Genomic DNA, 26,093 nt, shown 5'->3' with positions numbered 1-26,093 from the left:
CCGCCAACCGGAAAGTTATTGTCATGAGTTTGTCTGTAGCCCTCAAAGTCGCCCAGTCCGCGCTGGCCGCTAGGCAGACAGAATCCTCCGTGGTTTCGCGAAACATTGCCGGAGCGCAGGACCCCGGCTACTCGCGAAAATCCGTTCTGTTGAGCCAGACCTATACCGACAGCGGCCAGGCCGGCGGCCTCAAGGTCGACGGTATAGGCCGGGTGACGGACAGTGCGCTGTATTCGTCGCTCCTGTCCTCCACGTCGACTGGTTCGTCCCAGGAAGCGGTTCTGGCGGGTCTGATCCGTCTGGCTGAAACCACGGGTGATACACAGAACCAGATGTCTGCTGCGGCAAAACTTGGTGCGTTGAAGCTGTCGCTTCAAAGTTATGCATCCGACCCCAGCAACGCGATTCAGGCTCAGGATGTGCTGCAAGCGTCCAAGGACATGGTGCGCACGCTCCAGTCCGGATCGGAGCTGGTTCAGGATGTACGCACCAAGGCGGATGCGGACATGGCAACCTCCGTGCGCGAGATCAACACGCTCCTGAAGCAACTGGAGGATCTCAATTCGGTCATCGTCCGGGGTACGCAGTCCGGGGCCGATGTAACCGATGCTCATGACAGCCGTGACCAGGTTCTGCTCAAGCTGTCCGAGGAAATCGGCATTACCACTCTGAACCGCAGCAATGGGGACATCGTCGTCTACACCGACAGTGGTGTGACGCTGTTTGAAACCAAGGCCAGATCAGTCACCTTCGAGCCGACCATTGTTTATGGTGCTGCGACCACGGGCAATTCCGTGATGGTGGATGACGTTCCCGTGGCAGGGCCTGGGGCTCTCATGGAGATCAAGTCCGGGAGGCTTCAAGGTCTTGCGGAGCTGCGCGACGAAGTTGCGGTGACCTATCAGAGCCAGCTCGACGAGATCGCTCGCGGCTTGATCGAAGCTTTCGCTGAAAGTGATCAAAGCGGGGGCGGTAACCCGGATCAGGCGGGTCTGTTCACATGGTCCGGCGCTCCGGCAGTGCCTGCATCCGGTACTCTGGTGACTGGTCTTGCCGCGGAAATCGCCGTCAATGCCAACGCCGACCCGGACCAGGGCGGCGATCTGGACAGGTTGCGCGACGGGGGTATCTCCGATCCCTTGGATCCGAATTACAACTACAACCCGTCCGGCGCTGCCGGGTTCTCCGACCGCCTGCAGGAACTCGTATCTGCCTTCGACAAGGACACCGTTTTCGATAGTGGCGTCGAGCTCGATGCGACCGACTCCTTGTCCGGTTTTGCCGCTTCCTCCGTAAGCTGGCTGGAAGCCGGCCGAAAGACGATGACGAGCAACGTCGAGGTGCAGACAGTCATCCTCAGCCGGACGGCTGAGAACCTCAACAACAAGACAGGCGTCAACATCGACGAAGAAATGACGCTGCTTCTGGAAATCGAGCGCTCCTATTCGGCAGCGACGCGGCTCATCAGCGCCGTCGACGCCATGCTGGAAGATCTTCTGGCCGCTGCGAGGTAACAGCCATGAAAACCACCTACATCTCTACGATCACACTTGCCGACGCCTCACGGCGGCAGATCCAGAACCAGGCCAGCCTCGTTCAGAGACTGAGCATCGAAGTGTCGTCCGGGCGCAAATACGATGTCGGACTGGATCTCGGCACCAAAACGGGCGAAAGCGTTTCGCTTCGCTCCGAGTTCCATTTTCTGAACGGCATTACCGATACCAACGCGCTCACCGCGTCGCGGCTTGATGTCAGCCAGGCGGCGATGGGCGACGTTCTGAAGGATGCGCAGGATTTTCTGTCGACGCTGGTGGCTCTGCGCGAGAACAGCGGCACCGCCGACATCGTTAAGGCGGATGCCGTCGGCAATCTGGAACTCCTGACGTCACGCCTGAACACGCAGCTCAACGGCAACTTCGTGTTTGCAGGCATAAACACGGATCAGGAACCCTTCGTGGATTATTCCGATCCGGGCGCGCCGAACAAATTGGCCGCAGATGCGGCGTTCCTGACCGAATTCGGGATCGCACAGACCAACCCGGGCGTTTCCGGCATCACGCCGGCGGCAATGTCGACTTATCTCAACGGTGCTTTCGATCTGATGTTCCAGGACCCCGCCTGGGGAACCTCCTGGTCCAGTGCAACCGACAGCGTGATGGTGAGCCGTATTTCGGCGAGCGAAACCGTTTCAAGTTCTGTCAGCGCCAATGAGCAGGCGTTCCGGGACCTGGCCGCGGCGTACACCATGATGTCCGATCTCGGGAACGAGGACCTTGATCCGGAAACTTTGAAGGTGGTGGTCAACAAGGCCATCGAGAAGCTCGGCACCGGCATTGCCGAGATCACCAGCCAGATGGGCCAACTCGGCAATGTGCAGGAGCAGGTCAAGCTGGCGAGTGAGCGGTTGAAGGTTCAGACCGACATCTTGAACCGGCGCATCAACGACCTGGAAAACGTTGATCCGGAGGAAACGGCCGTCCGTCTCAACACGGCTCTGACACAGCTGGAGACCACCTATGCGGTCACCTCCCGCATGCAGCGTCTCAGCATCCTCAACTACCTTTGATCGAAGCCAAATGTCTGATTTTTCGCAAAAAACTCAACCTTGAGAGGGCCCATGTATAATCTGTCTTACGCTGAGGTTATGGACGATCTTTGCTCTGACCAGCGGCTTAACGAACATGAGGCTATGACGATCGTGATCGGCAAGCTCAACGTCGCCAAGGAGCGCGGCGTCAAGTCTCCCGAAGCCGTCGATGCGCTGTTCTACACACGGCGCCTTTGGAGCTACTTCCTTGAACACCTGGCGGACGAGGCCAACGAGTTGCCCATCGAGACAAGGGCCAACCTGATATCCGTTGGCATCTGGGTTCTGAAAGAAGTCGAGGCGCTGCGCCAGTGGGAGCAGGAAGACTTCTCGGACATCATCCAGATCAATTCCATCATCCGCGACAGCCTGGACGGTTAAACTCATGAAAATCGGTTTGAAAGCGGGCGAACGCCTGTTCATCAACGGTGCGGTGATCCGGGCCGAACGGAAGACCAACATCGAACTCCTGAACGATGCCGTGTTCCTGCTCGAAGCCCATGTGCTGCAGCCCGAAGAGGCCACGACACCGCTTCGCCAGCTCTACTTCATTCTCCAGACCATGATCATCGATCCGGCGGCGGCCGGTGCGGTTCAGGACATGTTCCATCTTGTGCTCGGGTCCGTGAAGTCGGCGTTCTCCAACAAGGAAGTGCTGATGCATCTCGACAAGGTCGAGGAACTTGCGAAGACGGATCGTTGGTTTGAAGCGATGAAGGTGGTGCGGGCGCTCTATCCGCTGGAGGCAAATCTGATGCTCGCTGAAAAGAACCGGCGCACGCAGGAAGCCCGCCAAGCTCCCCCGAGGAAGGCGGAAGCGGAAAATTTTCACTACGGCCCCCGGCTGGCCGTCGTTTAAGGAGTGAGAAGATGACCAGTGTTCAAGGCGTCAGCGCCACCGAGGGAGCTGCCTCGCCGGCAACCGCACAAAAGCAGCTAACTGTCGACTACGATACCTTCCTGCATCTGATGATGGCGCAGATGCAGAACCAGGATCCGACCAACCCCATGGATGCGTCCGAACAGCTCGCGCAGCTCGCAAGCTTCAGCCAAGTTGAGCAATCTATTCAGACGAACGCCAAGCTTGAAACCCTCCTGACAAATCTTTCCTTCGGTCAGGTAGACGATCTTATCGGGCGGACTGTAACCGACGCCAACGGCACGACCGGTGTCGTGGAAAAGGTCGAGGTCTATTCCGACGGGACCGTGCTCGCGCTCGACAACGGTAAAGGCATCCTGCTTGGCCCGGGTGTAACCATATCCTGAGCGGATGAAACGACATGAATGAAGTTGATGCCCTGGACCTGGTCCGGACTGCCATCTGGACGATCCTCGTCGGATCTGCCCCCGCGATCGTACCGGCTATGATTGTCGGTATCGTCATTGCGTTGTTGCAGGCTTTGACCCAGGTTCAGGAAATCACGCTCACCTTCATTCCGAAGATCGTGGCCATCCTTGTCATGATCGTGGTCGCCGGACCCTTCATCGGCGGCCAGATTTACTCGTTGACAACCCTGATCTACAATCGGATCGAGACCGGGTTCTAACAACTCAACCTACTGACAATATTGTGTCATCCCGGTTTGGCGCATTAGCGCCAAGACCGGGATCCAGTTTTCTCAGTCGTCGGTGTTCTGGAAAGCGGTAGCGCAGGTGGTCACTGGATCCCGGCCGTCGCCGGGATGACAAGGAAGATGCATTTTTCGCATCTGTGCCGACTTGAAGCGCGTCCTGCTTTAAATGCGCTGAATGTTTTCTCCCGATGCCGGAACAATCAACTTCGGTCGGGGCGCACGAAGTTTCCCGAGCGAGCTGTCCGAATTTCTTCTTCGAAAAAGCCTCGCGCAAGCTTCAAGGGCGAGGTTGCCAGGTATCAGACCTGCAGCAGAGAGAAGGCATGACAGACACCTCCCTTTCGCCGGCTGCCGGCGGTGCGCCGGACAGCCGCCGCGACGTCGGCTTTGCCATCGGCATCGTCCTCATCCTGGCCGTTCTTTTTCTGCCGATCCCGACGTTCCTGATCGATATCGGCCTGGCCATGTCAATCGCACTGTCGGTGCTGATCCTGATGGTCTCGCTGTGGATTCAGCGGCCGCTGGATTTTTCGTCCTTCCCGACAATTCTGCTGATTGCCACCATGCTGCGGCTGTCGCTCAACATCTCGACGACGCGCATGATCCTCGCCAACGGTCATGAAGGACTGAATGCGGCAGGCTACGTGATCAACGGCTTTTCGCAATTCGTCATGAGCGGTGACTTCGTCATTGGTCTGATCGTGTTTGCGATCCTCGTCATCGTCAACTTCATGGTCATCACCAAGGGCGCGACGCGTATCGCGGAAGTTGGCGCCCGCTTCACCCTGGATGCGATCCCGGGCAAGCAGATGGCAATCGACGCGGATCTATCCGCCGGTCTCATCGACGACAAGGAAGCGCAACGCCGGCGCAAGGAGCTAGAAGAGGAAAGCTCCTTTTTCGGTGCCATGGACGGTGCCTCCAAATTCGTCCGCGGCGACGCAATCGCCGGCCTCATCATTACGGCTGTCAATATCCTGGGTGGCATCGTTATCGGTGTTACGCGGTATGACATGACGGTGTCCAACGCGGCTGACGTTTTCACCAAGCTCTCCGTCGGCGATGGTCTTGTCTCCCAGATCCCGGCACTGATCGTTTCTCTGGCGGCGGGTCTGCTTGTCTCCAAGGGCGGGACCAGAGGTTCGACCGACAAGGCGGTTCTCGGCCAACTCGGAGGGTATCCGCGCGCGCTGTTCGTGGCCGCGATCCTGATGGCAATCTTTGCCTTGATGCCCGGGCTGCCCATGTTGCCGTTCCTGCTGCTTGCCTGCCTGATGGGGTTCATCGGCTATGCCATTCCAAGGCGTCTTGCAGCGGCGAAAAAGGTCGAGGACGACAAGAAGCGCGCGGCCGAGGAGCAGGCGAAGCTGGAGGAAAAGGATTCCGTCAAGGAAACGCTCAAGTCCGCGGAAGTCGAGCTGGTTCTCGGCAAGCAGCTCTCGGCAGAACTGTTGACGCGGACCGGCGAGCTGTCGCGCCGCGTTGCCAAGATGCGCCGGAAGTTTGCCGAGCAATATGGTTTTGTCGTGCCCGACATTCGTGTCACCGACAGTCTGACGCTTGATCCGAAGAGCTATCAGATCAAGATCCACGGCACGATCATCGCCTCACAGCACCTGAAAGTCGGAGAGCTTCTGGTCATTCCGCACAATGACGAGGCATTGCCGGTGCCGGCGGACCAGACGCGCGAACCCGCATTCGGGATGCAGGCCTATTGGGTTCCGCAAGCCTACAAGGACGAACTCAAACGCCGCGGCATGACACCTGCCGAGAACATCACCGTCATCCTTACGCATCTGAGCGAAGTGATCCGCAACAACCTGCCGCAGCTCCTGTCCTACAAGGACATGCGCAAGCTGTTCGACAGGCTGGACCCGGAATACCAGAAGCTTCTCGACGATATCTGTCCGGCACACACGTCCTTCTCGGGCCTGCAGGCTGTTCTCAAACTTCTTCTGGCAGAGCGGGTTTCGATCCGGAACCTCAACCTGATCCTGGAAGCCGTTGCCGAGATCGTGCCGCATGTGCGCAGATCGGAGCAGGTGGTGGAGCACGTACGCATGCGCATCGCCCAGCAGATCTGCGGCGACCTTGCCGAAGGCGGACCTTTGAAGGTGCTGCGTCTGGGCAACCGCTGGGATCTTGCCTTCCACAACGCTCTCAAACGGGACGGGAAGGGCGATGTCATCGAGTTCGATATCGAGCCGCAACTGGTGGAAGAATTCGGCACGCAGATGTCGGAGGCCGTCAAGAGGCACATGAAGGACGGCAGCCGCTTTGCGGTGGTGGCAGCGCCGGATGCCCGGCCATATGTACGCATGATCGTGGAACGGATGTTCCCGACCCTGCCGGTCCTGTCGCATCTTGAAATTGCCCGCGGCGTTGACGTTGCCTCGCTCGGAAGTGTCTCGTGATTTCCGGCGGCCTCTTTTTCAGCACCTTCAGCTCGTCGCTGCTTCTGGCGGTCTTCCTGCTGTTCTGCCGGATAGGGGCGTGCCTGATGGTGATCCCGGGGTTCGGCAGCAACCGGGTGCCGGTGCACGTTCGTCTGTTCATCGCGCTTTCCGTCGCGTTGGCCTTGTCGCCGCTGCTGGCACCTGGCGTACAGGCGTCCTTGCCGGATGAGCAACTCGGGACCGTTGCCGGGTTCATCGGGGCGGAATTGCTGACCGGTGCCTTCATCGGATTTCTTGGGCGGATCTTCCTGGCTGCCCTGGAAACGCTGACGACACTGGTCTCCATGGCAATCGGCCTGTCGAACATGCCGGGCATGCCGATCGACGGTGTGGATTCCCTGCCGCCAGTGGCAAACCTTTTCACGGTTACGGCAACTGCAATGGTCTTCATCACCAACCAGCATTGGGAAATTCTACGTGGGCTGGCTGCTTCCTACGAGGCGATCCCTGTCGGACAGCCGCTGGCGGCAGTGACAGGTCTCGAGCAGTTCGCAGAACAGTTGGCCAAAACCTTCCTCCTGGCGCTGCGGGTATGCAGTCCGTTCATCGTCTACACGGTGGTGGTCAACTTTGCCGTTGGCCTTGTCAACAAGCTGACACCGCAGATCCCGGTCTACTTCATCTCCATGCCGTTCGTGATCGCAGGCGGTCTCTACTTTCTCTATCTCGTCATCGCGGAGGCCATCATGATCTTCCTCGACGGCTACTTCACTTGGCTCCAGATAGGTTAGGCACGCCTGACCGTGAAAGGTTCCTGTTCGATGGCACGCAAAAGTCAGGATATCGAACGTTTGTTCCGGATGCAGAAGCAGATTTTCCTGTTTTCGTCATGGCTGCTGCAGAAACTTGATGCCCAGGTCTACCAGCTCAACGAAAAGGAGCGGCGCATTCTGCTGGCCCTGTCGAACGGCGATCTGGCGCAGCACGACCGCTTCATCGCCAACGCAGCAGAGCGGCTGAGACGTATCATCGAGGAGATGTCAAGGCTCAGCGAAGCGCGCGCAAAGGTGAATTCCGAATACGACCGCCAGCGGATGATGCTCAAACTCATGGCCGAGCGTCTCGCCAAAATGCGGGGTGAGGAACAGCGCGCCGAAGAGGAACGGGACCTGATGGATCTGCTCGACCGCAGATACGGGTGAAGACCGATTGGTACAAACGGCAAGAACACCCGCTGGCGAGAAGCACCACGGCGCAAGCCTCCCACAAGCTGCATGAGCTATACCTGAGGACGCAAACAAGGTTCGGTTCAAGTGAATTGCTTGCCTTGCCCTGTCGCCTGCCGGGCCTTGTTTGCACCTTACGTATTTCGAGGAGCCCAGCATGGCGATTTCGCCACCTTCAGATCTGATCCTGGATGTTTCCAGGGCTGCCGACCCGGTGAACCTTGCAGAGGCCACGAACCGTCTCAGGTCCATTTCCGCGGGCGGGTCGGGGGACGGCTTCGCGCTTGCCTATGCCGGTGCAACGAACCGGGCAGGGGCTTCGGAAGGCGCTTTCCGGACCGCCGGTTACGAAGGCCCTTCCGAAAAGTCTCCTGCCGAGAAATTCGAAGCGATGATCCTCGGCCAATTTGTCGAAACCATGCTTCCGGACGACTCGGAGGCGGTGTTCGGCTCGGGAACCGCCGGAGAAATCTGGAAATCGATGCTTGCCGAACAGGTCGCGAACCAGCTTGCCGCCAGTGGCGGTGTCGGCATCGCGGGCCTGATTTCAGAGACGCTTGAAAAGGGAGTTAAAGCCTGATGGACGCCGCCAACGATGTCGACTTTGCGGACGTTGCCGTGACCGATCTCGCACCTCAGGAACTCACGCCCGATCCGGTGCGGTCGATGCCGCTGGTGGTTGCGGTTCGCCGTGCCATTGGGGCGGTGCTAGACGAAACCCGGGCACTTCGGGCGAACCCGACAGCGGATCTGAAAATTTTCGAATACGGCAAGAGCCAGGCCCTTCTGGATCTTGCCAGAGCGCGGTCGCTCGTGCCGCCGGCGTTCTATTCGCATGAGCTGCGTGAGGACCTCGCTGACTTCAAGGACGTGCTTGATGAGAACATCGGCCTATTGCAACTTCACATGAATGCGGTGTCGGAAGTTGTCGGCATGATGTCCAGGACCATGATCGACTATGAATCCGACGGCACCTATGAGGCACCGTTTCCGGAGAGGGCACGATGATCAAGATCCTCGTTGCCGGTCTGTGGATGTCTGCCACCATGCTGGCGTCCGGATACGGAACCACGCAGTATCTGGCAGCGCAGAAACGGGTCGGCGACGATGAACCGGCATTTGTCGGGCTGGATTATGAGACCGTGAACCCGGTCAACGTGCCGATCCTGTTTGAAGGCACGCTGCAAGGCTATGTGGTGATCAAGATGGTCTTCACAGCAGATGGCGACACGCTGCGCCGCCTGCCGGTGCCGCCACACCCCTTCCTGGTGGATGAAGCCTTCCGGGTTCTTTATTCCGACGAAACCCTCGATTTCCGTAGCCTGGAACGCTACGACCTCGAAGCCTTCACCGAGCGGCTCAAGAAATCTACCAATGCCCGCCTCGGCCGGTCCGTGGTGCATGACGTGCTGGTGGAGGAGTTTAACTATTTCGACAAGGCGGACGTGATCACGCACTAGCGACCGGATCCGAGCCTTGTCATGAAAACCTGCTTTTGCCGCCTCCCAGGCAATTTGCGTCCAGCTTCGGCTGGGCGCTTTTTTTCGCAAAAAGACGTACCGGTTTTTCCGTCCTTGCCTGAAGGGCGCTAATCAGGAACCCTGAGGGACATCCCGCAACCTGGAGCGAGCCAAATGCCTGATACGTTTCTGGATGAGAGTTCCGTCAAAAAGGCGACCGTGACAAGCGACAACGGCGCAATCGTTCTGACGTCGGAGGATATTCAGGTTCTGGAAAATGCCGTCGAAGTTCTGCTCTTTTCCGACGTTGTCGAGGGCGAGCAGGCAAGAGAAATGCGGCTGACAGGCAAAAGCCTGCACGAAATTATGGAGCGTTTGTCGACCCTTCTGGGAGAGTGAACCTGGCATAAGGTTGACTGCGGCACACGTTCCTGGTGATTGCCGACGTTTCGTCATCACCTCGGGGGCACTGTGTCATGCATCCGGTTCGAAAATCGTGTCGATCGCCTGGAAGATGGTCTTGTAGACACCGATTTCATCTTTGGCGAAGTCGCCGTGGGGGATCGCCCGTTTTGCTTCGGCAATCAGATCGGCCTTGATGGCCTCCAGATCAACACCCGCATTCTCCGGCCGATTAGAAAGTTCGACATGCAAGCGCTTGGCGATCCCGGCATAGGCGACGATAGCCGTCACCATGTGTGCGGGATCCTCCGGGATCTGGATTTTTTTCATAAGCACTGCTTCTTTGGTTTCAGGTGAGGGGCTTCCGGGCTGGTAGACCGGAAACGAGCGTCCAGGTGAACCGAATATGGTGCGTTTAGGACTGTTTTTAAGCTCGGTGAGGAAATCCGCCTGGGCAAGGTACTCAAAGTGGCAAGTCACAATGAGGCGAGAACGCTGGCATAGAAACAATCGCCGCGAGTATCAGCTGAATGGTAAACCGTGAAACGTCAGGGTCTCATTATCGCAACCGGGCATCCTTCAGGGCTTCAAGCAGCAGTTCCGTCTCTTTTTCCTTGTTTCCGCCGGCATCCGGCACTTCGACGTAGGAAACGTTGACGGCATTGTCTGGCCAGGCGAGTACGGCCGTGAAATAGATCCAGACACCCTTGTTGAAGAATTCCAGATCGAGCGAGATGCGCGGGGTGGTTTCCCATTCGACCTCGGCTTGTGCAGCCATGGAATAGCGCAAGGAGCCTTCCTTGAAGAAGAGTTCGGCCGATGTCTTGATCAATTCTTCGATATTGCCGTGCTGATCGGTCCGGATATAGGCGATGAAGTCGACCACATCCACCAGCTTCAGGTCCTCGATGAACTCGGTCAGAGCTGAAGCAATCGCTTGCTGGCGCAGCCGGTCGCATTCCAGCGGCGACACTTTATTGCCGTTGCCTTCAGGCATGTCGTGCATTCCCCGGACCTCCAAATACATTAAATTATACAGCAGTTTTGGTCTGGCGTGAGTACACGTAGCAAATGATTTCCGCAACTGCTCTGTAGAATTCCGGCGGGATCATCCTTTCAACTTCTGTGGCGGCGTAGAGGGACCGGGCAAGTTGCCGGTCTTCGATCACGGGAATATTGTTCGCTTCCGCGATCTCCCTGATTTTAAGTGCGATCAGATCCTGGCCCTTTGCGACAACCACCGGCGCTGGATTTTGGTCCCCATCGTAGCGCAAGGCAACGGCGAAGTGTGTGGGGTTGGCAACAATCAGCGTTGCCTGCGGCACGGCCGACATCATGCGGTTTCGTGCCCTGTCGCGCGCGAGCGAACGCTGGCGGGCCTTGACGATCGGGTCGCCCTCCATCTGCTTGTGCTCGTCCTTGATTTCCTGCTTGCTCATGCGCAGGTTCTTGCGCCAGTGCGAGCGCGACCAGAGAATGTCGACCGTGACAAGCAGAATGGTAACGATGCAGACGCCGGCGATCAGCTTCATTGAAATCTGAAGGATCGCTTCGGGCAATGCGCTTGGATCTGTGAACATGGCGTTGATCAGTTCCGCTTCATTCGCCCGGAACTGGCCGTAGACAATGGCGCTGACCGTGGAGAACTTGAAGACGGCCTTGAGGAACTCGACAAGGCCCTGGGCTCCGAATATGCGGCTCCAGCCCTTCGCAAGCGACAGTTTGGAGGCGTCCGGCTTGATGCGGTGAAAAACGATGCTGGGAGTGTTCTGCAGAAAGGCCGACGCAAGGCCGGATGCAGCAAGCAGGGCGACAATCGGTGCGAGGAAAACCAGTACCTCGATCGATACCGCATGGGTGAGCAACAATGCGTCGGCGCTGTTTCCAAGATCCACTCCTCCCGAAAGGTCCAGAAGATGCGTCAGCATTTGGATGAGCTGACGCGATGCCGAGGTTATTACGAAACTGCCGATCAAGAGGGTGGCGATGAATGTTGCCAGAACAGGGGCTTCCCGTGAGACCGGGGTGTTGCCCTTTTCTATGGCATCGCTGATCTTTTTCTCGGTCGGTTCCTCTGTTTTTGAATCCTTGTCTTCTTCCGACATCCAGCCACCTGCCGTTCCGGCTCAGAGCTCTTCGGACCGCTTGCAAGGACACTTATGCAAAGAATGCACCTTCGTCCTGCTTCGGGTTGAGCTCGATTTCACCGCGGGATGCCATTTCCAGCGCGAGGTTGGTGATCGCACTGCGCGCGTCCAGAACATCGCGCTGCGCCGCCGGTTCGCCGGCCGCCAGTTCGTGTTCGGCGATACGGCGTGCACGTGATGTCAGGGACGACAGGATCACTTCGCGGAACTGGGCATTCGTTCCCTTCAGTGCCAACACGATCCGGTCCGTCGGGATCTGATCGAATATTGCCATACGCGTGCGGGCGTTGAGGTTGGTGATATCGTCGAAGGTGAAGAGTAGACCCTTCAGAAGTTCGGCCGTTTTCGGTTTCACTTCATTGAGGTTCTCCAGTGCGTCCTCCATGTGCTCACGGTCCATCTTGTTGAGGATATCCGCCATACGCGCATGGGAGTCGGCTTCCAGGGTGCCGGACAGGTTGAGCATGAAATCTTCATGCATCGTCTTTTCGACATCGCGCATGATTTCCGGCACCACCGCCTTGATGGACAGCATGCGTCGGACAAGCGAGTTGCGCGTCTGATTGTTGATCTGGCCAAGCACTTTCGCGGCAGCGCTCGGCTTGATCTTTGTAAGGATGAGGGCGGCGGTTTGCGGGTGCTCTTTCAAGAGATAATTCGCAAACACTGTTTCTGAAACCGTCGTCAACCGGTCCCAGATCGACCGGTTGGAGTTGCCGAGCACGTCCGACATGATGTCGGCCAGCTGATCGTCCGGCAGAACGCCTTCCAGCATCTTTTCCACTTCGTTGGCGGAGCCGTAAAGCGTTGTGCCGTGAGAGAATTGCTCGATGAATTCCTCCGCCAACCGGTCGAGTTCTTCCGACGCCACCGTGCCGAGCTGTGCGGCGGAAACGGTGATCATCCGGATTTCTTCCTGATCGAAATGCCGGAGCAGCTTCTGTGAACTGGTCTTGCCCAGGGACAGCAGCAGTGCGGCCACGCGTTGGGTTCCGTTCATACGGCGGGCAGGCGGCGCCGGCGGCTTTGCAAGGTTGGCAGCGGTTGCGGCGGAAGCGTTCGCGGAAGTCATCATGTGTCACTTCAATCCTGAGAAAACAGCCTTGGGCAGACCGGAGAAGGCAAGACCGGAGAGAGCCGGCCTCAGATTTCCAGGCCGCCGGCCTGGGCGCTGATGATCTCCGTCAGCGAGACCCCGAAACGGGAGTTGTCGTCTTCAACAACCACCACTTCGCCGCGGGCGATGACACGGCCGTTGACGACGATGTCAATCGGTTCGCCGACACGGTGATTGAGCGGGATGACCGCGCCCCGGCCAAGTTTCAGGAGATTGGAAACCAGCATGGTTGCCGATCCGAGAACCACCTGGATGTTGACCGGAATTCCCAGGATGGTGTCGAGATTGCGGTCGTCACCGATGGTGTCGCTACCTGAGTTTCTTTCCGGTGTTTCGACCTTGGCGAAACTCGCGGCGTCAGCCGGACGGGTTTTCGGGCCTTTTTCAGCTTCGATGTGATCTACGATGGTTTCGGACATTACATCTTATCCTTCTGGTTCATGGAGACCGTGCGGAACGGGCTTTGCAGCGAATTGTCGATACGGTGGACGCGGGTGGGGGCCGGTTGAACGGCCTGGCCGCGATGAATGGTCGTTTCCTTGCGCCCGCCAGCAGGTGTGGGAGTGGCTGAGGCAAGTGCCCGTTCACCAGCTGTGTCCTCTGCGAAAATGTCGATGTCGTCGCGGGCAGGTGCAAAACGCTTCGGGTCGTGCAGGACAGCGGTCGCCTTGGACAGTTCTTTCAGCTCTGCCCGAAGCACAGACTGCTGGCGTTTCGCCTCACGGGTCAGACCGTCGATTTCCGCGATCAGCTCGCGGGCATCGTCCATCCGGTTGCCGAGCGCATTCAGGATCTGGGCACCCTTGACGTTGATCTCCTGGATCGACACCTCGATGCCGTCGAGCGCGAGTGCGGTCTGATCGAAGATGCGCTGGTAATCTTCGTGGTAGCTGCCCAGACGGCGCAGCTCCCGGTGCATGGTGAGCATCCGGACCGTGGTCGCGACCAGCGCGAGCAGGAGGACGCCATCAACGATTGCGGAGATCATCGAACAGATCCTTTTCTTCCTCATGGATGAGTTCATCGATCTGCAACGTGTAGGATCCGTTCAACTGCCCAAGCTGGCAGGTGAAGACGGGTTGGTCGTTGCAGGCGAGTGTGACGGGAGAGCGCGCTGTCGCCTGAAGTTCGATCACCTGTCCGACCCTCAGGTTGGCAAGGTCGCCGAGCGACATTTCACGTTCTTCCAGAATGGCTTCCAGCTTGACTTCTGTGCGCTGGATCTCGTTGTGGAAGTGCTGTGTCCATTGCTTGTCGCGGCTCGACATTTCGCCGGACAGGACCTGGGACAGGCGCTGGCGCAACGGGTTGAGTGTCGAGTGCGGCATGACGATGAACACTTCACCGCCGCGTCCGATGGCCTGTTGCAGCAAGCGGGCAACCACGGCCGGGTTGTTCCTCCGACCGACTACCGCAAAGTCCATCCGGCTTTCGATCCGCTCGATCTTAAGCGTGGTCTCGGCGATTGGTGCAAAGCTCTCGGCGAGGGCCTTGGCCGCGACCTCGAACATGGTGCGCGCAATGCGCGTTTCGATGTTCGAAAAGGGCCGTTCGTCATCGATGGGCGGTTCCGTGCCGTCAGCACCGAACAGAACGTCCACCAGTGTGAAGATGAAGTCCCGGTCAAAGCCGACGAGGACACGGGCGTCCCATTCCGGAGAATAGAGCACGGCCACGAGGGCGTTGGATTCGAATTCGTCGAGTACGTCGCCAATGCGGTTGTTTTCAACGTAGCTCACCGAAATGTAGGACGGAGAGGGGGACTTCTGGCGCATGGCGTCAGCCATCAGGCGGGCCATGCGGTCGAACACCACCGGAAGCATCGGCAGGCGGTCGACGGAAATTCCGGCGGCATCCAGCAGACGGTCGGCGATCATCGCGCGTTCGGAGCTGGAAGCGTTGGAGCTTGCGGTCGCTGCTTCGATCATGGCTTAGGCGGCTCCCTGCAGGTCCTGGACGTTGTCGGCACCAGCGCCACCGGCACTCATGGTCTCGTTTTCAACTTCGTCGATGGTTGGACGGTCGTAGTCGGAGATGGTCTTGCGGCCGTGCTCAAGGGCGATCTGAGGATCGGCGCCGTTCATGAAGGCAAGCAGGGTCTGCTTGACAACGATGTAGGTACGAAGGCGGTTCTCGCGGACGTTGCGGATCTTCGAGGCAATCGGGCCGAACAGCGAGTATGAGAAGAAGATGCCGACAAATGTACCCACCAGCGCGGCGCCGATCAGGCTGCCCAGCAACTGGGGAGACTGGTCGATGGCACCCATGGCCTTGATGACACCGAGGACGGCCGCGATGATGCCGATGGCGGGAAGCGCGTCGGCGATGCTGCTCATGGCATGGTACGGCTTCATCTGGTCGCGGTGGATCGTTTGCAGTTCTTCGTCGACCAGAGCTTCGATCTCATGAGCGCGGGCATTGCCGACGATGATCAGACGGAAATAGTCGCAGATAAAGGTGGTCAGGCTGGCATTGCGCAGAACCGACGGATACTTCTGGAAAATCGGTGAAGTATTCGGGTCTTCGATGTGCGGCTCAACCTGGTTGCGGCCCTTGGCGCGCAACTCGCGCATCAGTCCATACAGCAGTGCCAGAACATCGAGGTATTCCCGCTTGTTGGGCACGGCGTTGCGCAGCGCATCCGAAACGGCAACCAGCGTTCCCTTGATGACCTTCATTGGATTGGCAACGACGAAGGCACCGATAGCCACGCCGAGAATAATGACGAGCTCCCACGGCTGCCAGAGGACGGAGACCTTGCCTCCGAGTGCGGCAAAGCCGCCGATAAGGGACGCGCCCGCTATGATCAGGCCGATAAGAATAGTCACCTAACAGCTCCCAACTGGTGTGGATTGCAACTCTGATTGGGAGGACGCTAGCGGCCGAGACTTGCCTGAAGCTGACGCGAAAAAGCTTTTGAAATTCATTGCCGACCGTCAGCCTGGCGTAAGCTTTGCAGGTGAGTGTTTCCCGAAAGCCTGCCCGCCATGGGCCCGCAACGGGGATAAAACCATGATCAATACATTGAGCCAGGTTCAGCTCGTCAGAACCAACATGGAACGCTCGCTGAAGACGGTTGCCGCGGACCCGATGGTCGAACGTCAGACCGAATATTATCGCGAAAACATCCGCGATATTAAAACCATCGATGAATTTCTGGGGGACGACCGGATCTTCAACTACGCGATGACCGCCATGGGGCTGGAGGACATGATCTACGCCAAGGCGTTCATTCGAAAGGTGCTGGAAGAAGGCACGGATGATCGCGGGGCATTTGCCAATCAGCTTGCTGATACCAAGTACAAGAATTTCGCCGAGACCTTCAATTTCAAGCGCTATGGCGAGACGACGACGTCATTTGCCCGCACGCAGGAAGCGATTGTCCAGAAATACCATCGGCAAACGCTGGAGGTACGTGAGGGCGAACAGAACCAGGGTGTCCGTCTGGCGCTCTATTTCGAGCGCAGAGCGCCGGATATCACCAACGCTTACGACGTCCTGGCTGACCGCGCGCTCGCCGAGGCCGTTTATACCTCGCTCGGCCTGCCGCAGGAATTTGCGATGACCGACATCGACAAGCAGGCAGCCTATCTGGAAGAACGTCTGGATTTCAGCAAGTTCGGTGATGCGGATTACCTGGCTAAATTCCTGAACAGGTTCTCGGCCCTTTATGACCTTTCCAACGGCCCGACTGGCAGCATGTCGCCGACACTGGCGCTGTTCGGCAATGGCCCGGGTGTCATTCAGATGGGGCAGGGGCTGCTGGCCAGTCTTCAGAATTTCCGCCTCGGAGGCTTTTGATCCATGGAATCCGCTCTCTACGTAGCGCTCTCCGCGCAGGTCGCCCTGTCCAACCGTCTGGAAACGGTGGCCCGTAACGTCGCCAACATGAACACAGCCGGCTATCGGGCGGACGAAGTCAAGTTCGCCGAGCTGGTTTCCAAGGCGGGCCAGGACAAGGTCAGTTTCTCGACCGGTGGCGAGAAGTACATTTCGCGCCAGTACGGCAGTCTGAACAAGACCGACAATCCGCTCGATCTTGCCGTCGAAGGTGAGGCCTGGTTTGCGATCCGCGACGCCAACGGCAACCTGTCCTACACAAGAGACGGCCGCCTTCAGATCGGTAATGACGGCACCTTGCGCACCTTGACGGGGCAGCAGATCCTCGGAGCCGGCGGGCAGCCGATTTCGCTTGACCCGGATGCCGGAACACCCTTGATCACGCAGTCTGGTGAGATTTCCCAGAACGATGTCGGAATCATCGGTCAGGTTGGCCTGTTTCTGATCCCGGACGATGCCCAGCTCACGCGCGCCGAGAATTCGGCCGTTATCCCGGACAAGCCGGTTATTCCGGTGCAGACCTATGACACGAACGGGGTTCGCCAGGGATATGTCGAAGGTTCGAACATCAATCCCGTTCGGGAAATGACCAAAATGATCATGATCTCTCGTGCCTTTGAGAGTGCGACGAAGATGATTGACACCAGCAACGAGAGCCAGGAGAAGGCCATTCGCGAACTGGGGGCAACCTCATGACGGCGGTGGACGCAACACAGGCGGTGGGCAAGCCGCTGGACCTTGGTGTGGTTATGGATGGTTCACCCAACAAGGCCACACGGTCTGGTCTTTCGTCCAAGACTGAAAACTCCGCTTTCAGCTTTGGTGACTTCATCGACGTGATCAATCCGTTGCAGCATATCCCTGGGATTGCTGAACTTTACAGGTCCGTCACGAACGACGAAATCTCAGACAATGCCCGCAAGGCCGGCAATGCTCTTTACGGGTTTGCGCTTGGTGGCCCTGTAGGGCTTGGGGCCATGCTTGCCTATAACGAGGTTGGTGATCGCCTGAACAGTGGTTCGGAAACCCCAAACTCACAACCTGTCGAAGTTGCCGAAGCGGCACCGGCCACTGAACCGGCACCTGCCACCGATGTTCCGGTGCCCCTCCGCAAGCCAGTCGTTGCGCCAGCGGCAACCGGCGTAGATCAGGCAGCGGCCTCGGCAGTTCTTGGAGAAGCCGTGGCATCGACCGGTCGCAGGGATACGCCGCCTTCAGCTCTCGTTGACTTCATCGATGGCGCTGACGCAACGCAGGGGCCGGCTTCAGGAGCGACTACATCCTCCGAAAAGTCTGCGACTGGTTACGCTTCATCCGTTTCGTATGTCGACTTGCCGGAAAGTGCGACGCAATCCGGACCGGTCTTGCCCGACCAGCAGGGGCTCGACCGGCTGGCGTCGCACAAATCCAACCATCTGCCTCTCGATGTCTTGAAAGCTCTTCAGGAACGCCATGCCGAACGCTCCGCATCTGAACGCACTTGACCAAATCTCCGCGTCGCTGGCGGCCCTTGAAACGGAAATCGGGCCCGTCAAACTCAGCGGACGAGTGACCCAGGTTTCCTCCGAGTCCATTCGTGTCTCCGGTCTGTCCCGCGTAGTTTGCCTGGGCGATCTGGTGCAGTTCGAGGGGCGTTCCGGCGTGCGACAGGGCGAAATCATCCGGCTCGACCAGAAGGACGTGGTGATCAAACCGCTCGAACGGGTGACCGACATCGGCATCGGCAGCGTTGCATCCGTAATGGGTGGGCTTGCCATCCATCCGGACATGAGCTGGCGCGGACGGATTGTAAATGCACTTGGCGAACCGATAGACGGGGCAGGGCCACTTGCCCACGGTGTCGAGGCCTTTCTTCTGGACCGAGCTCCTCCACCGGCGATGAACAGGAGCAAGATTTCCGAAGGCGTTCGGACCGGCGTACGGGTGATCGACCTGTTCACACCGCTCTGTGTCGGTCAGCGCGTCGGTGTTTTCGCAGGTTCCGGTGTCGGCAAATCCACTCTTCTCGGCATGCTTGCCGGGTTTGGGGATTTCGACACGGTTGTTGTCGGTCTTGTCGGCGAACGCGGACGTGAAGTGCGCGAGTTCATCGACGACATTCTTGGCGAGACGTTGGCGCATTCCGTCGTTGTCGCTTCGACCGGCGACGAAAGTGCCATGCAGCGCCGCCTGGCGCCCAAGACGGCAATGAGTGTTGCCGAGTATTTTCGCGCTCAAGGCCACAAGGTGTTGCTCATTCTGGATTCAGCCACCCGCTTTGCCCATGCCGCGCGGGATGTGGCATTGGCAGCCGGAGAACCACCGGTTGCCCGGGGTTTCCCGCCAAGCGTCTTTGCCGATCTCGCCCGCCTTATTGAGCGCGCAGGCCCCGGCAGTAGTGGCGAGGGGTCGATTACAGGAATATTCTCCGTTCTTGTTGACGGAGATGACCACAACGATCCGGTTTCCGATGCAATACGAGGCCTGCTGGACGGTCACATCGTCCTGGATCGGCAGATTGCAGAGTCCGGCCACTATCCACCAGTCAGCGTTTTGAAATCCACCTCGCGCTTGGCGGACCGGGCCTGGACGCAGGATCAGCAGGATCTGATCCACCGTATCAAGGGACTGATTTCCTATTATGAAGATACGAAGGACCTGCGTCTTATGGGCGGCTTTCAGACTGCGGGGGACGAAAAACTCGAAAAGGCCTGCCGTCTCGTTCCCAGGATTTACGAGGCGCTGAGACAGCGTTCAGACCAGGTGGCGCCCTCCGATCCATTTGCAGACCTGGCACAGGCTCTAGCTGCCGATACGTAAACTATTTTCCACATCTCCAGTATAAATATGAAATTGCCGCCTTGTCTGGCGGCGATTTTTGTATATATCACTGTTACATCTTATTAAGGATCGCGGAAAAACGCGATATCCATCATTTTAATAAATTTTTCTCTCAGTTTATTCGTAATGTCCGCGATTTTTTATTTAGTTTTCTATGTGGATATAAGAACTTCCACCACTATAAATTCTGAAATAATTGTCCGGATAGGGAAGAAACGTTGACCTTGTGAAGCTCCAAAATTACGGATTCTACATTGGTAAAATCCAAGGGGCTGATATGTTCATAATTGTAGACTCAAGAGAGATAGTGACCGCAGGCTATGCCTCGGCATTCGACCGGGAAGGCTACGCCTCCCTGGAACTTCATCCATCGGAACTTCTGGACTGGCTGGAAATCACATGCGCCCAGGACCTCGGATCGGTTGACGCCATCCTGTTGGGAGAGTGTGAGGAAAGATGCGGTTACGTCGCGTCGATCCGCAGCCGGTGTCCGGAAGCCCAGATCGTGGCTCTGGAAGACACGGCCAACCTGGAGAGTACGCTTGATCTGTTCTCTGCGGGTATGGACGACGTTCTGAAGAAGCCGGTGCATGTTCGGGAGATCATCGCCCGCGTCGGAGCCTTCCGTCGCCGGATCACGTCTCGCAACAATTCCGCAGGCACCGGCGCAATCGAGGTCTTCTTCGACGGCCGCGATCCTGTGGTCGGCGGCGATGTCATGGAATTGCCGCGACGCGAGCGCCGTATTCTTGAATATCTCGTCAAGAACAAGGGGCGGCGTGTCACCAAGACACAAATCTTCAATGCCGTTTACGGTGTCATGAATGACGGCGTGGATGAGTGTGTCGTCGAAAGCCACATTTCCAAGCTGCGCAAGAAACTGAAGAAGAAACTGGGATACGATGCAATCGAGTCGACACGTTATATCGGCTATATGCTGAAGGACGCGACGGCACCCAAGCAAAAGGTTGCGGATACCCGGCGTCACGTTCAGCCTTCGCCGGCAACAAGCCACGCAGTAGAAGCTCCGGTCGAAACCCGCACTGCAAACAAGCCGTTCTTGTCTGTGGTCAATGCCTGAGTGGGATAAACTCTAGAATCTGGAGCCCTTGCATCGACACGCTGTTTGCAAAGGCAACAACCGAGCGGACTGGCATGAGAGTTTTGCCGGAAACAATTGCATGATGCGATGCCGCTCAAATATCTGGAATTCATAATTTTGTAGATTCAAGACTAGCCATTTCGATGTGGAACGAGGGCTGTTTCAATTTACAATTGATTTTTATGGAAAATTTAGAAAACCTGCCGAAGATAGACGATACATTGGCGCTTTGATCAAATGAAGTCCACTATAAGGGGCGTTGATCAGGCGAGGGGCAATATCGATGTGTCTGTGAATCAAGTATTGAAGAGACGGTCCGCAAAAGCGGTTCAGTTTTCGTTCTTGAGCGGAGCCATGTGAGCCGGGTTATTCCGGAATTACATGAGCTGGAACGGACACCATGAATTGAGGTGGGCGTCTTGACTCTTAACGGCGGTACGTCGTTGCCAAATTCATCCAAGGAGATGGGCCGGGCCAGCCTGTCCCGGACGTTCATTCTCTATACGCTGGGTCTGTTCGCCGTACTTGGCGTCATTTTCATCGGCATTCTCACCAAGATAACCTGGGATGCGTCTCACGCCCGTGCCATTCGTGTCACCGAGGCCTTTTTTCAGGCAACAAAGCGGCCGTTCGAACGCGCCATCTGGACGGTGAATGCCGACGCGACCTTGCAGCTCATCCGAGGGTTGGAAAGTCTCGAGGTTGTCGAGAAGGTTTGGGTCGAGACACCCGATACCGGCAATTTCGGCGAGCCTGTCACCGGGCCTCGTGCCGCTGAAGCGCTCACCTATACTCTCAATTCGCCAAGTACAATTCTGCACAAGGATGCAATCGGTCAGGTCTTCATTCTTATAGACAGGAATACGATCTCCTATGAGATTGTTTCCACAGTGGGTTTTATCGTCACCGCAATCATCGTCTATCTGCTGCTGCTGGCAATTGTTATCAGGACCGTTTTCCGCCGTCTTATCGGGCAGCCGTTGTCTGCAATCGTGCACTATCTTTCGACACCGCGGCTGATCGAGGATCCGCCCAAAGCCGAACTCATGCCCGGACGTGTGGACGAGATCGGCATTCTTGCGGCCAGTCTGCAATCCATGGTTCAGCGGCGGCATCTGGATTTGCAGAAAATCCAGGAATATCAGACCAACCTTGAGGATTTGGTGGCCCATCGGACGGAACAGCTCAAGCTGGTGCAGGAAGAGCTTATCCAGGCCGACAATCTTGCTGCACTCGGCGCGCTTGTCGCCGGTGTGTCTCATGAATTGAATACGCCTTTGGGAAATGCCTTGATGGCGGCGACCACCATAAAGGATTCAACCGGTTACTTGCGCAGTGAGCTGGAAGAGCAGAAACTGAGCAAGGATGCTCTGGAAAACGAAATCGAGCGTATTTCCGATACCGCCCATATAATCGAGAAAACACTTGGCCGGGCGCGCGAACTGGTGGGTAATTTCCGCCAGGTTGCGGTCGACCGGCAGAGCGAGAAAAAACGGGCTTTCAATTTTGATCACATCATTCGCGAGACCCTGGCGACGTTGCAGCCAACGCTGAAGAAAACACCCTTCAAGATCGAACTGGATCTCCATGCGGATGAGATTATCGACAGCTATCCGGGGGCCGTCAGTCAGCTCGTTTCGAATTTGGTCGAAAACGCGATAAAACACGGATACGAAGGTCGCAGCGAGGGGTTGATCAAATTGTCTTCTCAGTTAGTCCATGCCAGTGACATGGGCCGCGGCAATTCGAACGAATGCAAGATTATCTTCAAATGTCAGGATTTCGGTGTAGGCATCCCGGAGAAGAATCTGAAAAAAGTTTTCGAGCCGTTCTTCACGACGAAGTTCGGCAAAGGAGGATCCGGCTTAGGGATGGCGATTTGCTACCAACTGGTTACGGAAGCCCTGAGCGGAACCATCGCCGTGTCATCGAATGTCGGCTCCGGAACGGAATTCACAATCGAGTTCTCCGCCGTTGCTGTTCAGGATACCCGGAAGCGGCTCGGGCAGAAGGTGCATTGAGATGGTGATGGACTTTCTTGCCCCTTCAGCGCCGGAAGTGAAGAAGCCTGCCAAGGCGCCCTGGAAGATCCTGATTGTCGATGACGATCCCGATGTGCATGAGGTCACCAAGATCGCTGTTGGCGGATGCGTGTTCGAAAACCGCCCGTTTGAACTGCTGCATGCCCTTTCTGCCCAGGAAGCCCGGCAAATCCTGTTAAAGCACGCGGATATCGCCGTGGCGCTTGTCGATGTTGTCATGGAAAGCGACACGGCCGGTCTTGGGCTCGTGAGCTGGATCCGTTCGGAACTCGGCAATCGTTTCACGCGGCTGATCCTGCGTACGGGTCAGCCCGGATATGCACCGCAGACCGACGTGATCATGAAGTTCGATATCGACGGCTATACCGAAAAAGCCGAGCTGTCTCGAACTAAGCTGATCACGGCAATTGTTACCGGTCTGCGTGGCTACAAACTGGTCATGTCGCTTGAGACCAATCGCAAGAAGCTCAAGCAGTTGAACGAGCATTTTGCTGCGATTGTCGAAAAGAACGCTCTGAGTGAATTTGCCGCCGCCGTATTGAAGCATTTTACGGTTCTGGTCGGTCAGCCTGTCGATAGTCTTTTGTGCGGTCTGGAGACGCTTCCGGACTACGGCTCGTTCGACAAGTCCAACATCCGGGTATTGGCCGCCACCGGAAACTTCGAAGACAAGATCGACCTGCCGGTGGAAGTCATCAGTGATGACGCCATCCGCAACGCGGTCTCAGGATGTGTCGAAAGCCAGGCGACGTGTGCGTCGCCCAAAGGACTGGCGCTGCCGCTCATTACCCGCAATGGCATGACAGGCGCGCTCTATCTTGGCATTTCCGAGGAACTTCTCGAAGAGCTCGTTGGCTCCGAAGTGGTGCAACTCTTCGTTTCCAATGTTGCGCTCGGATATGAGAAAACCGGTCTGTTGGAGCATATCCGTAACCTGGCCTATGTCGATCGCGTCACCGGCCTGTCGACCTTTTCAGGGTTTCTCGAAACCTTTCAGCGGCACGCGGCCAATGGATCGAAGCTTCTGGTCGTCCATTGCGACATCCATCGCTTTCGGGTCATTGTCGATGGGATTGGTGACGAAAAGGCAGGCGCAGTTCTGAAGCGGACCGGCCACCGCCTGTCGCAGACGTTCCCGGATGCGCTCACCATTGCCCGGAAGGAAAAGGACGAGTTTCTGATCCTTCTTAAAGGCGGCGAGGGGAACACCATTCAGGATGTGGTTGCTCGCGTCGAGGATGCCTTTCAGCAACCGATCACGCTGGAGGACAATCAGATCAGCCTGCGGCTTCGGTTGGGTTTCGCGTCAACCGATACGGAAGCTCAGAGCGCGGAACAACTCGTTCGTTTTGCTTCCATCGCACTCAACGACGTGAGGCAGAAGGGCGTGACGAATCACGCTGTCTTTCATCCGTTGATGCAGGAAGCGGCCTTCGAGCGTCTGCGGCTCGCCTCGCTCCTGACCGGTTCCAGCAATCAGACGAAGTTCTCGCTGAGCTATCAGCCCATCATGCGGGCCCGGGACGAAAGTCTGGCGTCGTTTGAAGCCCTGATGCGTTTCCGCACGCCAAACGGGACCTTCCTCAATACGGCACGCATGATCGAAGCCGCCGAAGCCAGCGGTCTCATTACCGAAATCGGCGCATGGATGTTCAAGACATCGTTTGCCGAATTCAGCAACTTGACCGGGATATCCGATGACGTTCGATTGAATGTGAACCTGTCTCCCAAGCAGGTTCAGGCCAATCGGCTTTACAAAGATATCGAGGATGCGGTGACTGCCGCCGGGTTGCCGCTAGATCGCCTGGTTTTCGAGGTGACGGAAGGGCTGTTCTTGAGCAATGATCGGGTGACACTGGCCTTGCTCACGTGGCTCCGTGACAAAGGTGCGCGTGTTGTCATTGACGATTTCGGTACAGGGTATTCCTCGTTCAGTTATCTTCGCAAACTGCCCGTGGACGGTATCAAGATCGATCGAAGCTTCACCATGAACATGGATCAGGACGCCGACGCGCATGCCGTTGTGAAATCGATCATCGCCGTTGCGCAGGCGTTGGATCTGAATGTCACCGCCGAAGGTGTCGAAACGGTTGCCCAGAGAGACATCATGCAGGAGCTTCAGTGTGACTACCTGCAAGGATATCTCTACGCCAAGCCTTTGGCGGCCAGTGATCTGACCGGGTTCATCCAGAAAACCGTCGAACCAGGCGTCGCCTTCGGTTAAAATGGATTGCCAGACGGCTTGTTCAAATCTGGCCGGAACTGTCAGGACTAGAACGTTTCAACGGCGCAGACTGCGCCGGCCAGTTCATATGCTGGCGGGGTCACACATGAGCTTCCCGGAATTGTGTTCTGCAATTCTGTTCAGATAAGCGATTGAAAATTTGTACGAAACACGCTCTCATGCGGGAAAACGTGTTTGCGACGAACGCTCCAATCGCGTTGAATGCCGACTGGACCTTTGCAAAAACGCGCCAAAGCGCGACTTGGGGAGAAAACACATGGATATGAGCGGCTCCCGCCGGATCCCGGCCAAACGGGAAACCGTCTGGCAAGCCTTGAACGATCCGGACGTCCTTCGGGCCTGCATTCCTGGCTGCGAAAGCCTCGAAAAGACCTCGGACACCGAAATGACCGCTGCGGTCACATCGAAAATCGGGCCTGTCAAAGCAAAGTTCAAAGGGGAAGTTACCCTTGAAAACATGAACCCCCCGGAAAGCTATACGATAACCGGAGAAGGCAAGGGCGGCGTCGCCGGTTTCGCCAAAGGCTCCGCGGATGTGAAGCTGACGGAGGAGGGTGACGAGACAATCCTTACCTACGAAGCCAAGGCACAGGTCGGCGGCAAACTTGCCCAGCTCGGCAGCCGGCTGATCGATTCCACCGCCAAGAAAATGGCGGAAGAATTCTTCACGAAGTTTTCCGAGATGGTGGGGTCACCGGCCGGACAGGATGAACCTGCAGCCGCTGCAAGTGACGATCTGGATCCGGGAGTGGCGGAAGAAGCCAAGCGGATCGCGATTGAGGAAGCTCCCGGCGAAGTCATGCATGCAATCGAGGATGCAGAGCATGCGGTTGAGGAAAAAATCCACCAGGCGGAACAAAATATTGAAGCAGCCGCAGGACGCAACGTTTTCGGCGGCCCCATGGTCTGGGGGCTCGTGTTGCTCGCAGCCGTGATTGTCGTGCTTGCACTTGCAAGTTGACCGGGCCGTATAAATCTTGAAATGATCGGGCTCTGACAATTCAGGACGCGCCAGAGCCCCAGCACAAAACACGGTGACAAGCCGGGAAATTGGGTCAGTGAGGAACAATCCGATCAGATTGTTTTTCCATTCGCTGGTCTGGACCGGACTTTCGGAAGAGCTTGTCTGTCATTG

Annotated in this window: 29 protein-coding genes; 21 read left to right on the top strand and 8 right to left on the bottom strand. The window is 57.2% G+C overall.

The window, feature by feature from the left end:
• The first annotated feature begins 23 nt into the window (after window positions 1-23).
• The 13 genes from flgK to SIAM614_RS11340 all read left to right on the top strand — a co-directional run bounded on the left by flgK (window position 24) and on the right by SIAM614_RS11340 (window position 9,642).
• Window positions 24-1,514 carry a flagellar hook-associated protein FlgK gene (gene flgK, locus SIAM614_RS11400; protein ID WP_040439907.1) on the top strand — a complete coding sequence of 497 codons (1,491 nt, stop codon included), beginning with the start codon at window positions 24-26 and terminating at the stop codon, window positions 1,512-1,514.
• A 5-nt stretch (window positions 1,515-1,519) separates the two neighbouring features.
• Window positions 1,520-2,566 (top strand): flagellar hook-associated family protein, encoded by a 1,047-nt coding sequence (locus SIAM614_RS11395; RefSeq protein WP_006934622.1) that lies wholly within the window; start codon window positions 1,520-1,522, stop codon window positions 2,564-2,566.
• A 51-nt stretch (window positions 2,567-2,617) separates the two neighbouring features.
• Complete coding sequence (gene flaF, locus SIAM614_RS11390) at window positions 2,618-2,968, top strand: flagellar biosynthesis regulator FlaF (protein WP_006934621.1); 351 nt, start codon at window positions 2,618-2,620, stop codon at window positions 2,966-2,968.
• 4 nt (window positions 2,969-2,972) lie between these two features.
• Entirely contained in the window at window positions 2,973-3,446 is a 474-nt protein-coding gene (gene flbT / locus SIAM614_RS11385) for a flagellar biosynthesis repressor FlbT (RefSeq protein WP_006934619.1), read from the top strand.
• Window positions 3,447-3,457: 11 nt separating this feature from the next.
• A complete protein-coding gene (flgD, locus tag SIAM614_RS11380) occupies window positions 3,458-3,853 on the top strand; it encodes a flagellar hook assembly protein FlgD (RefSeq protein WP_006934617.1) in 396 nt (131 codons plus the stop codon).
• 14 nt (window positions 3,854-3,867) lie between these two features.
• The gene (gene fliQ, locus SIAM614_RS11375) at window positions 3,868-4,134 is read left to right on the top strand and encodes a flagellar biosynthesis protein FliQ (RefSeq protein ID WP_006934616.1); all 267 of its coding nucleotides are present in this window, start codon (window positions 3,868-3,870) and stop codon (window positions 4,132-4,134) included.
• A gap of 350 nt (window positions 4,135-4,484) precedes the next feature.
• The gene (flhA, locus tag SIAM614_RS11370) at window positions 4,485-6,575 is read left to right on the top strand and encodes a flagellar biosynthesis protein FlhA (RefSeq protein ID WP_040439904.1); all 2,091 of its coding nucleotides are present in this window, start codon (window positions 4,485-4,487) and stop codon (window positions 6,573-6,575) included.
• On the top strand, window positions 6,572-7,348 hold the full coding sequence (gene fliR, locus SIAM614_RS11365; protein WP_006934609.1) for a flagellar biosynthesis protein FliR: 777 nt from the start codon (window positions 6,572-6,574) through the stop codon (window positions 7,346-7,348). The genes flhA and fliR overlap by 4 nt, the downstream gene beginning before the upstream one ends.
• 30 nt (window positions 7,349-7,378) lie before the next feature.
• A complete protein-coding gene (locus SIAM614_RS11360; RefSeq protein ID WP_006934608.1) occupies window positions 7,379-7,759 on the top strand; it encodes a hypothetical protein in 381 nt (126 codons plus the stop codon).
• 181 nt (window positions 7,760-7,940) lie between these two features.
• Window positions 7,941-8,363: a rod-binding protein gene (locus SIAM614_RS11355; RefSeq protein ID WP_006934607.1), complete on the top strand. Its 423-nt coding sequence runs from the start codon at window positions 7,941-7,943 to the stop codon at window positions 8,361-8,363.
• Window positions 8,363-8,791, top strand: a complete 429-nt coding sequence (locus SIAM614_RS11350) for a hypothetical protein (protein ID WP_006934606.1) — start codon at window positions 8,363-8,365, stop codon at window positions 8,789-8,791. Before SIAM614_RS11355 ends, SIAM614_RS11350 begins: the two co-directional genes overlap by 1 nt.
• The gene (locus SIAM614_RS11345; RefSeq protein WP_006934605.1) at window positions 8,788-9,243 is read left to right on the top strand and encodes a hypothetical protein; all 456 of its coding nucleotides are present in this window, start codon (window positions 8,788-8,790) and stop codon (window positions 9,241-9,243) included. Before SIAM614_RS11350 ends, SIAM614_RS11345 begins: the two co-directional genes overlap by 4 nt.
• 174 nt (window positions 9,244-9,417) lie before the next feature.
• On the top strand, window positions 9,418-9,642 hold the full coding sequence (locus SIAM614_RS11340; protein WP_006934604.1) for a hypothetical protein: 225 nt from the start codon (window positions 9,418-9,420) through the stop codon (window positions 9,640-9,642).
• Window positions 9,643-9,717: 75 nt separating this feature from the next.
• Here the strand turns inward: SIAM614_RS11340 and SIAM614_RS11335 are convergent, their stop codons facing one another.
• The 8 genes from SIAM614_RS11335 to motA all read right to left on the bottom strand — a co-directional run bounded on the left by SIAM614_RS11335 (window position 9,718) and on the right by motA (window position 15,737).
• Entirely contained in the window at window positions 9,718-9,975 is a 258-nt protein-coding gene (locus SIAM614_RS11335; RefSeq protein WP_157139802.1) for a hypothetical protein, read from the bottom strand.
• 229 nt (window positions 9,976-10,204) lie between these two features.
• Window positions 10,205-10,651, bottom strand: coding sequence for a hypothetical protein (locus SIAM614_RS11330; RefSeq protein ID WP_157139801.1), 447 nt, complete (start codon window positions 10,649-10,651; stop codon window positions 10,205-10,207).
• 25 nt (window positions 10,652-10,676) lie between these two features.
• Window positions 10,677-11,750: a flagellar biosynthesis protein FlhB gene (gene flhB / locus SIAM614_RS11325; protein ID WP_006934601.1), complete on the bottom strand. Its 1,074-nt coding sequence runs from the start codon at window positions 11,748-11,750 to the stop codon at window positions 10,677-10,679.
• A gap of 52 nt (window positions 11,751-11,802) precedes the next feature.
• A complete protein-coding gene (locus SIAM614_RS11320) occupies window positions 11,803-12,867 on the bottom strand; it encodes a flagellar motor switch protein FliG (RefSeq protein WP_006934600.1) in 1,065 nt (354 codons plus the stop codon).
• Between the two features lie 68 nt (window positions 12,868-12,935).
• A complete protein-coding gene (gene fliN / locus SIAM614_RS11315) occupies window positions 12,936-13,328 on the bottom strand; it encodes a flagellar motor switch protein FliN (RefSeq protein ID WP_006934599.1) in 393 nt (130 codons plus the stop codon).
• Window positions 13,328-13,897, bottom strand: a complete 570-nt coding sequence (locus SIAM614_RS11310) for a hypothetical protein (RefSeq protein ID WP_006934598.1) — start codon at window positions 13,895-13,897, stop codon at window positions 13,328-13,330. Before SIAM614_RS11310 ends, fliN begins: the two co-directional genes overlap by 1 nt.
• Window positions 13,878-14,837, bottom strand: coding sequence for a flagellar motor switch protein FliM (locus tag SIAM614_RS11305; protein ID WP_006934597.1), 960 nt, complete (start codon window positions 14,835-14,837; stop codon window positions 13,878-13,880). The genes SIAM614_RS11310 and SIAM614_RS11305 overlap by 20 nt, the downstream gene beginning before the upstream one ends.
• A 3-nt stretch (window positions 14,838-14,840) precedes the next feature.
• Window positions 14,841-15,737 carry a flagellar motor stator protein MotA gene (motA, locus tag SIAM614_RS11300; RefSeq protein ID WP_006934595.1) on the bottom strand — a complete coding sequence of 299 codons (897 nt, stop codon included), beginning with the start codon at window positions 15,735-15,737 and terminating at the stop codon, window positions 14,841-14,843.
• A gap of 184 nt (window positions 15,738-15,921) precedes the next feature.
• On the opposite strand from motA, the gene SIAM614_RS11295 reads away from it, so the two are divergent.
• The 8 genes from SIAM614_RS11295 (at window position 15,922) to SIAM614_RS11260 (ending at window position 25,919) form a co-directional block, all read left to right on the top strand.
• Window positions 15,922-16,710: a DUF1217 domain-containing protein gene (locus SIAM614_RS11295; RefSeq protein WP_006934592.1), complete on the top strand. Its 789-nt coding sequence runs from the start codon at window positions 15,922-15,924 to the stop codon at window positions 16,708-16,710.
• A gap of 3 nt (window positions 16,711-16,713) precedes the next feature.
• Window positions 16,714-17,445 (top strand): flagellar basal-body rod protein FlgF, encoded by a 732-nt coding sequence (flgF, locus tag SIAM614_RS11290; RefSeq protein ID WP_006934591.1) that lies wholly within the window; start codon window positions 16,714-16,716, stop codon window positions 17,443-17,445.
• Window positions 17,442-18,233, top strand: coding sequence for a hypothetical protein (locus SIAM614_RS30535; RefSeq protein WP_006934590.1), 792 nt, complete (start codon window positions 17,442-17,444; stop codon window positions 18,231-18,233). The genes flgF and SIAM614_RS30535 overlap by 4 nt, the downstream gene beginning before the upstream one ends.
• Window positions 18,202-19,548 (top strand): FliI/YscN family ATPase, encoded by a 1,347-nt coding sequence (locus SIAM614_RS11280; protein ID WP_006934589.1) that lies wholly within the window; start codon window positions 18,202-18,204, stop codon window positions 19,546-19,548. The genes SIAM614_RS30535 and SIAM614_RS11280 overlap by 32 nt, the downstream gene beginning before the upstream one ends.
• 328 nt (window positions 19,549-19,876) lie before the next feature.
• Complete coding sequence (locus SIAM614_RS11275) at window positions 19,877-20,650, top strand: response regulator transcription factor (RefSeq protein ID WP_006934588.1); 774 nt, start codon at window positions 19,877-19,879, stop codon at window positions 20,648-20,650.
• Between the two features lie 464 nt (window positions 20,651-21,114).
• Window positions 21,115-22,692: a sensor histidine kinase gene (locus SIAM614_RS11270; RefSeq protein WP_208983959.1), complete on the top strand. Its 1,578-nt coding sequence runs from the start codon at window positions 21,115-21,117 to the stop codon at window positions 22,690-22,692.
• A 7-nt stretch (window positions 22,693-22,699) separates the two neighbouring features.
• Window positions 22,700-24,937, top strand: a complete 2,238-nt coding sequence (locus SIAM614_RS11265) for a bifunctional diguanylate cyclase/phosphodiesterase (RefSeq protein WP_208983958.1) — start codon at window positions 22,700-22,702, stop codon at window positions 24,935-24,937.
• A gap of 277 nt (window positions 24,938-25,214) precedes the next feature.
• Window positions 25,215-25,919, top strand: coding sequence for an SRPBCC family protein (locus tag SIAM614_RS11260; RefSeq protein ID WP_006934585.1), 705 nt, complete (start codon window positions 25,215-25,217; stop codon window positions 25,917-25,919).
• Window positions 25,920-26,093 lie beyond the last annotated feature (174 nt).

The organism is Roseibium aggregatum IAM 12614, from assembly GCF_000168975.1.
Classification (GTDB): Bacteria; Pseudomonadota; Alphaproteobacteria; order Rhizobiales; family Stappiaceae; genus Roseibium; species Roseibium aggregatum.
This window is presented reverse-complemented; position numbering and strand designations above follow the sequence as displayed.